The sequence below is a fragment of the Priestia sp. GS2 genome (genome assembly GCF_036409025.1).
Classification (GTDB): domain Bacteria; phylum Bacillota; class Bacilli; order Bacillales; family Bacillaceae_H; genus Priestia; species Priestia aryabhattai_A.
The window spans coordinates 2365003-2378045 of the sequence record NZ_JAZGJX010000001.1; the positions used below are offsets into that span (position 1 = coordinate 2365003).

Below are 13043 nucleotides of genomic sequence, written 5' to 3' on the forward strand. Positions count from 1 at the left end.
TATAACTCAAATTGAATAATCTTCTGGTATAAAGACTTTGAGCTGTTTGGGACGAATATAAACCTGTTTACCTATACTAAGTTGTAAGAACCTAAAGCGTTCTTTCGAAATTTCAGCTTCTAAAAATTCGTCAAACCCTTCACGTTTTAATTCAACTTGAACAATCGGCCCTACCATGTGAATATGACTAATAGTTGCTAAAACCGTATCTTCACTGACCTTTTCGTTTTCAATTTCAAGATCATGAGGACGTACATATCCTACCGCTTGCTTTGCATCACAGTTCATATATTCTGGGACTTCCAATTCGAAATCACCTTGTATTAATTTACCTCTATTAATACGTCCTCTAAACAAGTTAACGCTGCCTAAAAAGTTATAAACAAACGGACTGTTTGGATAATCATAAACTTCTTCGGGGCTGCCAATTTGCTCGATTTTCCCGTTATTCATCACCACCACGCGATCCGCTACATCTAGAGCCTCCTCTTGGTCGTGAGTAACAAAAATACTCGTTACATGGAAGTTATCGTGCAGCTTGCGGAGCCATCGCCTTAAGTCTTTTCGTACTTTAGCATCCAGCGCTCCAAAAGGTTCGTCAAGAAGCAGAACTTTTGGTTCTACTGCCAAAGCACGAGCTAATGCTACACGCTGCCTCTGCCCGCCTGATAGTTGAGATGGATACCTGTCTCCAAAACCTTCTAATTTGACAAGTTGCAAAAGTTCTCTTACCTTTTCGTTAATTATTTGCTTTGAAGGTCTTACTTTTTTAGGGCGTACCTTTAAGCCGTATGCCACATTTTCAGCAACTGTCATGTGTCGAAATAACGCATAGTGTTGAAATACAAATCCAACATTTCGCTCTTTAGGATTAATATGCGTAATATGATTTCCATCAAATAAAATTGCTCCTTCATCTAAGTTTTCAAGGCCCGCTATGATACGAAGTAACGAGGTCTTTCCAGAACCTGATGGTCCGAGCAGTGCAATTAGTTCTCCTGTTTTGATGTTGATACTGATATCTTCAAGGGCTTTAAATGTCCCAAATGATTTAGATACATTTTTAATCTCAATTCCCATTATCTAAACTCCTTTTGTTATTAGGCATGACTTGCTTTCCATTCAATAATATTTTTCACAACTAGTGTAATAATTGCGAGTATAGACATGAGCGATGCTACTGCAAATGCAGCTGAAAATTGATATTCATTGTATAGAATTTCAATATGAAGAGGCATTGTGTTTGTCATCCCCCTGATATGACCAGATACAACCGACACCGCTCCAAACTCTCCAATCGCTCGAGCATTACATAAAATAATGCCATACAGTAATCCCCATTTAATGTTGGGTAACGTAACAAGATAAAATGTCTTAAACCCACCCGCTCCCAAAGTTAAAGATGCTTCTTCTTCCGCTGTTCCTTGTGCTTGCATAAGCGGAATTAGCTCTTTAGCGATAAACGGGAACGTAACAAATAGAGTAGCTAAAATGATACCTGGAAGCGCAAATACAACCTTTATGTCATGATAAAATAACCATTCACCAAATAACCCCTGCGCACCAAATAATAAAATAAAGATGAGTCCAGCAATAACTGGAGATACGGCAAAAGGTAAATCAATGATTGTAATTAAGATATTTTTTCCTCGAAAATTAAACTTTGTAATAGCCCATGCTGCTATCACCCCAAAGACTGCGTTAATTGGGACCGTAATAAGTACAACAATGAGCGTCAATTTAATTGCAGCTAATGCATCTGGATGTGTAATAGCGGCTACATAGACCTGCCACCCTTTTTGAAATGCTGTGATAAAAATTGTAATAAGCGGTAGTATTAAAAACAATGCTAGAAACGTTAAAGCAAGACATATTAGTATCCACCGAACCGCTTTAGGCTCTTGCAAGCTTGTTTGTGATTGATTAGCTATCCCTTTAGATATTTGAATTGAAACCTGTCCTCCCACCTTTACTACCTCCTAGTTATGCAAAAATTTCCGATGAGTAATCCATTGAATAACGTTTATGCTGAATAAAATTAAAAATGAACTAACAAGCATTACGCTTGCAATAGCCGTCGCACCTGCATAATCATACTGCTCAAGCTTTGTCATAATGATTAAAGGTGTAATTTCTGTTTTCATTGGCATGTTACCAGCAATAAAAACAACCGACCCATATTCTCCTAGCGCTCTTGCAAATGATAGTGAAAAGCCTGTTAAAATAGCTGGAACGAGTTCAGGGAAAATAACTTTAGAAAATGTGTGTAAACGACTTGCTCCTAAGCTAGCTGAAGCCTCTTCCACTTCTCCATTAAAGTTTTCTAAAACAGGCTGGACCATTCGAACAACAAACGGTAAACCGATAAATGTTAATGCAATGATAATCCCAAGTGGTGTAAATGCAATTTTGAAGTCAAACAGCTGTCCTATGAAACCACTTGGCACATAAAGAGTCGTTAATGCTATGCCGGCTACTGCCGTTGGTAATGCGAATGGCAAATCTACTAATCCATCAACTATTCGTTTTCCTGGGAACTGATAGCGCACTAATACCCATGCAATGATAGTTCCAAAAATAACATTGATAATCCCTGCTATCAGAGCAGCACCGAAACTAAGCTTATACGAAGCTACTACTCTTGCTTCCGTCACTGTTTGAACAAAATCGTCCCACCCCATTGAAGCTGTATTAAAAAAAACCATCGCTAGTGGAAATAACACCAAAATACTGGCATACAACATTGTGAACCCTAGCGATATTCCGAATCCTGGTATAACATTTTTCTTTTTTTGAACCTGTAACACCCTCTACACCTCTGCTTTCTCTGCTGAAACTGCTCTTAGAAATAGAGAGAAGATACAAATAAACATGTATCTTCTCAGCTACGATTTATTATTTTGGTTGATAAATTTTATCAAACGTTCCTCCATCATTAAAATGTGTTTCTTGTGCTTTCTTCCACCCGCCAAAGTCTTGAATTGTCACAAGGTTTAAGGACGGAAATTGATCTTTATGTTTTTTTAGTACTTCTTCATTTCTTGGACGATAATAATTCTTCGCTGCAATCTCTTGACCTTCATCACTATATAAATAATTTAAATACTCCGTTGCGACTTCTGTTGTTCCTTTTTTCTCAGCAATTTTGTCTACAACTGCTACTGGTGGTTCTGCTAAAATACTTAAAGACGGCGTAACAATTTCAAACTCATCTTCTCCAAGTTCATTTAATGATAGATAAGCCTCATTTTCCCACGCGATTAGAACATCTCCTATACCTCGTTCAACAAAGGTTGTAGTAGCTCCTCGAGCACCTGAATCTAATACTTCAACGTTTTTGTACAAATCGCTCATAAATGATTCAATTTTCTTTTCATCGCCATTGTATTTTTCCTTAGCATACGCCCAAGCTGCGAGGTAGTTCCATCTTGCCCCCCCAGATGTTTTGGGATTTGGTGTAATAACAGAGGTACCTTTTTTCGTTAAGTCACTCCAGTCCTTAATTCCTTTTGGATTTCCTTTACGAACTAAGAGAACAATAGTTGAAGTGTATGGTGTAGAATTGTCATCTAATTCCTTTTCCCAATCATCGTTTAACAGCTGACGAGCAGCAGCAATTTCGTCAATATCGTATGCAAGTGCAAGCGTCACAACATCAGCTTCTAAGCCATCAATAACTGCTCTACCTTGCTTACCTGATCCACCATGTGATTGCTGAATCGTTACGTCTTGACCTGTTTTATTCTTCCAGTGAGAAGCGAATTTTTCATTGAACTCTTGATATAACTCACGTGTTGGGTCATACGAAACGTTTAACAGTTCCACAGGTTGCTTTGACTCATTGCTTCCAGTTTTCTTATCTCTTTCTTCCGAATTACTAGAAGTCTGATTTCCACACCCTGCTAGCATCACCGAAAGTGCTGTTACCGCCATTAAAGATTTCAAAAATTTTTTTCTCATGTTTTACTCCCCTTTTTTTAAAAATACAAAAAGACTGCTCCCTTTTTAAACTAAAAAGGAAAGCAGCCTTCAGGTGTCTGATCGGCACACAAATTTTGTAGACCTATTCGCATGTAAAAGATAGATCGCACACGCACTCTAAGCTATTTATATCACCACAATTGAATGTACTCGTGCAGCAGACAAGTTTCTTCAGTAGACTGATAGATACTCGTTTGAATTTTGAAACAATTTATATTATATATTATTTGCAGTTACCCTATATGTCAAGTAGGAATTTATTTTTCGTTTTTTCAAACCAAAAAAACTGCCAAATACTTGGCAGTTTTTATCTATGCCTGCACAACAGCAATTTTATACACGCTGTGCTTTTTCAATATTTTTCATGACATACGTTGCCATACCCGTACACGTTACGAACGTTCCAATTACAAAAAGACTAACCATTATGTCCACCACCGTTTCTTATTGATGAAATTGATAATCTTTATCAGCTACTTACAGTCTATCACGAAAGATAATCATTTTCAATTAGTTTTCTGATTTTTTTAACTGTGGCATAAAACGTAGCTTTCCATCCATGGCTACCTCGTAGTCTGTATAGAGCTTCAGCGCTTCTTCTTCTTTTGGAATACGAACCGAAAGCATCCACATGTTTAATAAACTAAATACAATAAGCGTTAGATACGCTTGAAATAAAAGCGGAATTAAAAGAAATTCCAGCGTGACAATCGTATAGTTTGGATGCTTGATGTATCTGTAAGGTCCCTTTAATACAACGGGAGCTTTGGGCATTACAATAATTTTAGTATTCCAATACTTCCCTAATGAGGCGATAGCCCATACTCTTCCCAGTTGCACCATTAGAAATAAAGTCGCAAATACCCAAAAAGAAGATGAAAAAGAATAGTCTACAAGCTGCATTTCTACAAGCAACGCTACAAAAAAAGCAGCATGCATGGATACCATCCATTTATAATGGTTGCTTCCTGCTTCATATCCACCATTTTGCTTCATCCAGGCCTCGTTACGCTTTGCAATTATAAGTTCTCCTAAACGTTGTAAAATAATCAATGCAAAAATGGTATAAATAAACATGTTATTCCCTCCACTGAAGTAAAACGAGCTCCGAGCTAAAACCTGGTCCAAGCGCTGTTAAGACGCCGTATTCTCCGCTTGGAATTTTTTCTTTCATGAATCGATCCAATACGTACAAAACGGTTGCTGATGACATGTTCCCATGATGTTTTAACACATGAAGAGAGTGGTCAATCATTGAGTCTTCAAGTGAAAGCGTAGATAGATAAGCTTCTAATACCTTCTTCCCACCAGGATGTGCTACGAAATGTCGCAAGTCTTGCGTCGTTAAATTATGACTCGCTAGAAATGTTTGGACTTGATCCCCCAGCCAAGAATCAATAATCGTTGGAATGTCTTTTGAAAAAATAACATATAAACCGTCGTTTCGAATATCCCAGCCCATAACATCCTTAGAATCTGGCATTAGAGTAGACTGAGTATGTAATGTTGCTGGCAGCGTGTCTAATTTTGAAGCGGTCATATCCGATTCATCTCCTGCAATTAAAGCAGCTGCTACTCCGTCAGCAAACAAAGATGTACCAATCAGATTGCTTTTTGAACGATCATTACGCTGAAATGTCAGGCTACAAAGTTCAATTGAAAGCACAAGTACCTTTGCTTTTGGAAACGCTAAGCAATACTCATGTGCTCTTGATACACCTGAAGCTCCTCCTGCACAGCCAAGGCCCCAAATTGGAATACGCTTCGTGTGAGGTGAAAAGGGAAGCTCGTTCATAATCCTGGCTTCAATACTCGGTGTTGCAAGCCCGCTAGTAGAAATGTAAAAGATTGCATCAATTTCTTCATAGGGGACATTCCCAGAAAGGTAAGCTGAATTCGTCAAGCAATTTTCAACAGCTTTTACGCCAAGTTCAATTGCACACTCAATAAATGCATTATTTTTCTCTTCAAACGTGTGGTCTTCTTGAAACCACTTCATCCCTTTAGCAAAGTGCCTGGTTTCAATTTGACCATTTTCAAATACCGTTAACAAGCGATTAATGTCTCGAAATGATTCGGCAAATAGATCCTTTGCAAACTGTGCAGTATCCGATTGCTTCAGCTCATATGGAGGTATACAAAATCCAGTTGACATAATTTTAGGCATGGGTCTCACCTCTTTAATTCGTTATGTATACCATTTGTAATTTTTTAGAAATTTATTCTCAATAAAAAATAAAAAAGCTTTTCCATAAGATATGGAAAAGCCTCGTTTTGAAGAAGTTTTATTTGTTGCGCACACGTTTAGTATAACGTATTTTCCTTAGTATTGAACATGAAATTTTTGGTTTTTGTCTATTTATTTAAAAGAATACAGACATATATATTTCGTCCACGTACTCCTCATTAATATAAGCTTGTTCTTTCATAACCCCTTCTGTCTTAAAGCCGACTTTTTCGTACAATTTATACGCCACTTCATTAGAGGCAAATACCGTTAACGATAGCTTGTGCATGTCATTTTCTTTGCACCAATTTAACGTATAGTCCATTAACTGCTTGCCAATTCCCATACCTTGTACTTTTGAAACTAGCCATGTACGGAAAAGCCCACTATGACGTTTCATTCGAATTTCACCGCGAAGAACGCGCGCAATCCCAACAACTTCACCTTCCACTTCCGCCACAACATACATATGCCCTTGCTTTGATACACTCTCAATAAACTGCTGTTCTTCTTCTACTGTTTTTGGCGCGTCTTTTTGAATAAACTCTCCTGCTTTAATAATTTCTTCCACAGCTGTTGTAATCTCTCTTGCATCACGGGGTTCTGCTGGACGTATTGTGACTTCACGTCCATCCTTTGCTACAAATGTTACCGTATCTTTTTCTGCTGTAATCATCTATATCAACTCCTCTAACCATTCAATAATCACTTTTTCTTATTGTTTGTTTAATTTGCTACTTTACCATTGGAAATGTTTATTTTCGCATGTTGTCCAATAAGCAGACCACTGCTTTTTTGATATACCCAGAGCGTTTATACCTTTAAACCCTTTTAGGAAAATTTATTTTTGCACATCCTCTTGCACTTTGCAAATGGTTTACATAAAGTAAAATAAATAGAAATATTCAAATTATTAAACAAAAAAGCTCTTAATGCTTGTGTTAGACAAGCATTAAGAGCTTTCTACTTTTATTTTGTTAACATTTCTTTTTGTACGGATACTTCTCCATTTCTTACTTTTGAAACCGCCAGTACGTTGAAGACAATATTTAAAATAATAGCCGTAAAGCTACCTGCTACAATTCCATTTCCAGTTAAGATTTGAATTCCTTCTGGAAGCTGTGCAAATAAGTCTGGTACGACCGTTACACCAAGTCCCATTCCAATAGAACATGCAATAATCAGCAGATTTTCTTGCTTTTGTAAATCCACTTCGCTTAAAATTTTAATACCCGATGAGATAACCATTCCGAACATCGCCACCATTGCGCCCCCTAATACAGGGCTTGGGATTACGGTTGTAATCGCAGCAATTTTCGGGATAAGTCCAAGAACAATTAGGATACCGCTCGCTGCAAACACTACGTTTTTAGTACGAACACCCGAAAGCTGAAGTAACCCTACATTTTGAGAATAAGCCGTATAAGGAAATGCATTAAATAAGCCCCCCAGGGTAATAGCTAATCCTTCTGCACGATATCCGCCAGCTAAATCTTTTTCTGTTACTTTTTCTTTGCAAATATCACTAACCGCAAAGTACACACCTGTCGATTCAACAATCCCCACTAATAGCACTAAAAACATTGTTAAAATAGCCGTCACGTCAAACGTAGGCATTCCAAAATAAAAAAAGTGTGGAACGTGAACCCATGCTTCATCACGAACACCTGAAAAGTCTACTTTCCCCATAAACGATGCCGCAATGGTTCCAGCAATCAAACCTGCCAATACAGACACTGATCTCATAAAGCCTTTTGTAAAACGATATAATAAAATAATAAGTAACAGTACCCCAAACCCAAGTGTTAAGTTACTTAAGCTTCCGAAATCTGCGCTTCCTTCTCCACCAGCCAAGTCCTTCATTGCTACAGGAATAAGCGTTATTCCAATAATTGTAACAACAGAACCAGTGACAAGCGGCGGGAAAAAACGAACAAGCTTACCAAGGTATTTTGATAAAATAACAACCATAAGTCCTGCCACAATTATTGAACCATATATACTCGAAACACCATATGAACTTCCTATTTGAATCATTGGGCCTACAGCAGTAAATGTGCATCCCAGTACAACGGGCAAGCCAATACCGAAGAAGCGATTTTTCCAAACCTGTAGAAGCGTAGCAATTCCACACATGAACAAGTCAATTGCGACCAAATAAGTCAGCTGCTGCTGCGTTAATCCAATTGCACCGCCCACGATTAAAGGCACGACAATTGCTCCACCATACATCGCTAGAACATGCTGTAACCCTAATGACAAAACTTTTCCATTTTTCATTTTAAGATGTCACTCCTTGCTTCGTAGGAACAAACGTAACCTGTCCGCCTTTTAGTGATTCGATGCGTGCCAGTGATTCAACCTTCACACCTGTTTCACGAACTAAGCGACCGCCATCTTGAAAAGCTTTTTCAATAACGATCCCTACGCCTCCTACATCAGCACCAGCTTTTTTAACAATATCCATTAAGCCAAGTGCAGCCTGTCCATTTGCCAAAAAATCGTCAATAATTAATACGCGATCAGTTGGTAAAATAAACTTTTCAGCAACGGAAATTTCGTTTTCTTCTTTTTTAGTAAAGGAATATACTTTTGATGTAATTAACCCTTCTTGTAGCGTTAGTGATTTACGCTTGCGAGCAAATACCATTTCTACATTAAGCTTCAGTGCTGCCATAATTGCTGGAGCAATACCAGATGATTCAATGGTTAAAATCTTTGTAATACCTTCTTGTTCAAATCGCTGTCCAAACTCTTCTCCAATTTCTTTCATAAGAATTGGATCCATCTGGTGATTTAAAAACGTATCAACTTTTAAGACCGTATCTGATAATACGATACCGTCTGTTAAAATCTTTTCTTGTAATGCTTTCATCTTATAATTCCTCCAACTTCTTTTTCACAATAAAAAGCTCAAAAACAAAGCTACACCCACGTATGAGTAGAGCAATGTTTTTGAGCTAACCTATCAGACGAAAGTCAAAAGTTTCACCGCTCACTCATAGTCAAACCATTTACGGTGGTTTGGTAGAAACTTACGAGCCATATTCTCGTCATTATATGAGTGCGTTATTGAGTTGTGTTTAGTATACCAATATTCTGCATGTTTGAAAACCTTTTATCGAACATTTTATATTAAAATTTCTAAAAACGTTCGTGAAAATCACAAAAGAAGATAAGATCACTCTTATCTTCTTCGTCTTTTCTATTAAAGAGAGTATACTTTTGTGTATTTTTTTTCTAAATAATCAATTAAATAATTGACGTTTAAACCTTCTCCCGTTACATCATGCAAGATTTCTAACGGCTTTTTCGCTTTTCCATACTGATGAATGTGATACGTTAACCAGTTTGTAATTGCTTTAACATCACCGGTCTCTAACAGCTCATCATAATCTGGTAAGTCTTTTAGCATAGCGTTTTTAAACTGAGCAGCATACATATAACCAAGCGCATAAGAAGGGAAATACCCAAAGCTTCCACCTGCCCAGTGTACATCTTGAAGCACACCTTCTCCATCGTGATTTGGGCGAACACCTAAATATTCTTCATATTTATCATTCCAAATCTCAGGAAGGTCCTTTACTTCAATGTCACCGTTTATTAAGCCTTTTTCAATTTCATAGCGAATCATAATGTGAAGTGGGTACGTTAATTCGTCCGCTTCAATACGAATCAATGAAGGCTGTGACTGATTAATTGCTCGATAGAAATCCTCTAATGATACGTTCTCAAACTGACCGCTTGAATACTTTTTAATTACATCGTAGTTGCGCTTCCAAAATGAAAAGTTTTTGCCCACAAACTTCTCATAAAAGAGCGATTGGGACTCATGAATGCCCATTGATGTACCTTCACAAAGCACTGTGCCAACTAGATCTTCTGAAATGTTTTGTTCGTATAAAGCATGGCCGCATTCATGAATGGTACCAAAGATTGCTGTTCGAAAATCCTTTTCGTCATATTTAGTTGTAATTCTTACATCTCCTGGATTTAAGCCCGTTGCAAATGGATGAACCGTTTCGTCTAAACGACCAGCTTCAAAATCATAGCCAAGCTCTTTTAAAATCGCTAAGCTGAATTCACGCTGCTTATCTTTTGGAAAAGACTTAAATAAAAAGGCTGTTTCTGGCTTATTAGATGAATCTGCAATCTTTTGGACAAGTGGAACAATTCGATTGCGGAGCTGACCAAACACATCATTTAAGATTTCCACCGTCATTCCTGGTTCAAAAAGGTCCAATAAGCGGTTATATTTATTACCTTCGTATCCCCAATATTCTACAAATTTTTGGTTAAACGCTACGATTTTCTCTAAATACGGTTGAAACATTTGAAAATCTGCTTTATCTTTTGCTTCTTCCCACACAGATTCAGCTTTAGAAGTTAAAACAACGTATTCTTTATACTCGTCAGCCGGAATTTTTTTATTAAGCTCGTATTCTTTTTGACACTCTTTTACCGCTTTCTTTGTCGTATCAGATATGTAATGTTGAGCGGTATCAGCAGTCAACTGCTGAATGAATGAAGCCATTTCATTAGAAACAGATAGCTTAAACGCTTCTGAAGACAGCATGCCAATTACTTCAGAACGCTGCTCCACTCCTTTTTTCGGTGCACCTGTACGTAAATCCCAATACATCACACCCATCGCTTCATGATAACTTTTAATTTTTTTCATGAATTCATGAAAATTTTGCTCTACAAGCTGAATATTTTCGTTCATCAAAAACCCTCCCCTTTTTACTTACTAACCTACTATACACTTGTTTCATATAGTCGAGAATCATTTGATTCTCTGCTTTTAGTTTAAAGGTTTTAAACAAAAAAGGATAGCCGTCTGTATAAGACAAACTATCCTCATATCATTAAGCGCGAACTTTTATCGCTGTAGGTAAATTCTTTTCAATAATCGCTTGCACTTTATCATCCGTATTCTCCGGCATGAAAATAGTAATCAAGCCTTCATCTTCATGCGAACGAATTAATCGTCCCACACCTTGCTTTAAACGAAGCAGCATATAAGGCATATCTGCATCCCAAAATGCATCAGCAACCTGTTTTCGCTTAGCTTCAAATACCGGATCATTTGGCGGATATGGAAGTGACCATAAAATAACATTTGAAAGTGACGGACCTGGAATATCAAGACCTTCCCAAAGATGAACCGCACATAAGATTGTTTCTTCTTCACGCTGAAATTGAGAAACTAACTTACTAATTTCTTGATCTCCTTCAAATAAAAACGTATATTCGCTTAGCTCTTTAGATGCTTCTTTAAATAGTGCTAACTCTTCACGTGTATTAAATAGTAGCAGCGCTCGTCCATTTGTTCTTTTAAGCTGTTTCAATGCATAAGCATATTTTTCAGCAAACGCTTCGCTTCCGGCTGCTACTGTTTTGCAGGTAATCTCCATCTTTTCTTCATAATCAAACGGAGACTCTACTGAAAACGATAAAGGTTTTCCAATTCCTAAACTATATGCTAAATAGTCAAATGATGAGTTATCTGAAAGCGTGGCTGACGTAAAGATATATGGAATCTTCTTAGAGAACACGCGCTCTTTTAATACGTCTTTAACAGCCTGTGGCATAATAACAAGCGTTAGCTGCCAATCTTTTTCTTCAAGCCAGTAAATTGCATTTTCATTCTCCATAAATAGACGCATTGAATAGTCAATTTGATCTAAATACTCATCGACAATGCGAAGCGTATATTCATCAACCGTATAGGTTTCACTTTCAAAAACAAGTTCGTTTCCAATATGTTCTAAAAGGCCAAGTAGTTCTTTTCCAACCTTTTGCACACGGCTTGTACGCTCAATTTGCTTACGATTAGATCCAACAATATCTTGACTTGCCTCACTAAGCGCATCGAAAAATAGTGAATACACATCGATTGTATGCTCAATTTTCAGTGCTAATTCTTCACGCACATCATTTTCTAATAAACGCGTTAACAAGTTCTCAAGCGTATCTTCTTTAATTCGGTACGTTAAAGCTTTTTGCGCTGCAAATTCAAGCAGGTGTCCTTCGTCAAACACAACGCAGCTACTTTCTGGTAAGAGCGGTAGCTGACCTTCACGTTTACGAGCTTCAACTGTCCAAATATGCTCCATATAAAAGTCATGAGAGCAAATAATTAAATCCGTAGCTTTGCGATAATGTTCACGTGATAAAGTTAAACCACATCGGTGACGCTGATCACAGGATGAGCAATCTTGGAAAGAATCCCAGTTAATCTGCTGCCATTCTTCATCCGTTAGGTGCGGATACTCTTTACGATCTCCATAATGATAAAACGACTGCATGCCGCTATGGTCATGTACAAAATCAGGTAATGTGTCGTAGATTTCTTCAATGTTTTCATTATCTGTTCGGCTTGTAACTGCATCTAGCTTCTTTAAGCACAGGTACTGATCTTGCGATTTTGCAAGGCGAACATCCATGTTAATATCCAGGATCTTTGATAGCTTTGCAATATCTCCCTCTGCCTTTACAAGCTGTTCAATTAATGTTTCATCTGCACAGGCAATGATAGCAGGCTTGCCAACATAGCGCGCATAGCAAATTGCATATAAAAGATAAACAATCGTCTTCCCCGTACCTACCCCAGCTTCTGCAAAGATAACATTTTTTTCTTTAAACGCTCGTTCAATTTGAAAGGCCATAAAGATTTGCTCATCTCGAAGCTCTAAACCTGCATCTGGAAGGTGATCGTAAAACACGTCTCCAATCCATTCATTCAACTTATCAAAAAAATTCTCATCTCGTCCAATTGTAAAAGGCAATCGCTCTCTCATCATTGATTAATGACTCCTTTAACTATGTAAAT

The 13043-nt window shown here is 37.6% G+C and carries 11 protein-coding genes and 1 riboswitch; all 11 genes read right to left on the reverse strand.

Annotated elements, in window-relative coordinates; genetic code table 11:
* Positions 1-6: 6 nt before the first annotated feature.
* Positions 7-1080: a sulfate/molybdate ABC transporter ATP-binding protein gene (locus V2145_RS12190; protein ID WP_131886938.1), complete on the reverse strand. Its 1074-nt coding sequence runs from the start codon at positions 1078-1080 to the stop codon at positions 7-9.
* A gap of 20 nt (positions 1081-1100) precedes the next feature.
* Positions 1101-1967 carry a sulfate ABC transporter permease subunit CysW gene (cysW, locus tag V2145_RS12195; protein ID WP_131886939.1) on the reverse strand — a complete coding sequence of 289 codons (867 nt, stop codon included), beginning with the start codon at positions 1965-1967 and terminating at the stop codon, positions 1101-1103.
* Between the two features lie 12 nt (positions 1968-1979).
* Positions 1980-2807: a sulfate ABC transporter permease subunit CysT gene (cysT, locus tag V2145_RS12200; RefSeq protein WP_131886940.1), complete on the reverse strand. Its 828-nt coding sequence runs from the start codon at positions 2805-2807 to the stop codon at positions 1980-1982.
* A gap of 88 nt (positions 2808-2895) precedes the next feature.
* A complete protein-coding gene (locus V2145_RS12205; protein WP_330987795.1) occupies positions 2896-3960 on the reverse strand; it encodes a sulfate ABC transporter substrate-binding protein in 1065 nt (354 codons plus the stop codon).
* Positions 3961-4491: 531 nt separating this feature from the next.
* Positions 4492-5058, reverse strand: a complete 567-nt coding sequence (locus V2145_RS12210; protein WP_094909626.1) for an isoprenylcysteine carboxyl methyltransferase family protein — start codon at positions 5056-5058, stop codon at positions 4492-4494.
* 1 nt (position 5059) lies between these two features.
* Positions 5060-6148 carry a type III polyketide synthase gene (locus tag V2145_RS12215; protein ID WP_311858564.1) on the reverse strand — a complete coding sequence of 363 codons (1089 nt, stop codon included), beginning with the start codon at positions 6146-6148 and terminating at the stop codon, positions 5060-5062.
* A gap of 196 nt (positions 6149-6344) precedes the next feature.
* Complete coding sequence (locus V2145_RS12220) at positions 6345-6884, reverse strand: GNAT family N-acetyltransferase (RefSeq protein ID WP_330987796.1); 540 nt, start codon at positions 6882-6884, stop codon at positions 6345-6347.
* A 293-nt stretch (positions 6885-7177) separates the two neighbouring features.
* Positions 7178-8488, reverse strand: coding sequence for a nucleobase:cation symporter-2 family protein (locus tag V2145_RS12225; protein ID WP_311858568.1), 1311 nt, complete (start codon positions 8486-8488; stop codon positions 7178-7180).
* 1 nt (position 8489) lies between these two features.
* Positions 8490-9083 (reverse strand): xanthine phosphoribosyltransferase, encoded by a 594-nt coding sequence (locus V2145_RS12230; protein WP_094909622.1) that lies wholly within the window; start codon positions 9081-9083, stop codon positions 8490-8492.
* A 107-nt stretch (positions 9084-9190) separates the two neighbouring features.
* Positions 9191-9292, reverse strand: a riboswitch (purine riboswitch).
* Positions 9293-9416: 124 nt separating this feature from the next.
* Positions 9417-10934: a carboxypeptidase M32 gene (locus tag V2145_RS12235; protein ID WP_330987797.1), complete on the reverse strand. Its 1518-nt coding sequence runs from the start codon at positions 10932-10934 to the stop codon at positions 9417-9419.
* 142 nt (positions 10935-11076) lie between these two features.
* Complete coding sequence (locus tag V2145_RS12240) at positions 11077-13014, reverse strand: ATP-dependent DNA helicase (RefSeq protein ID WP_094909620.1); 1938 nt, start codon at positions 13012-13014, stop codon at positions 11077-11079.
* Between the last annotated feature and the right edge of the window lie 29 nt (positions 13015-13043).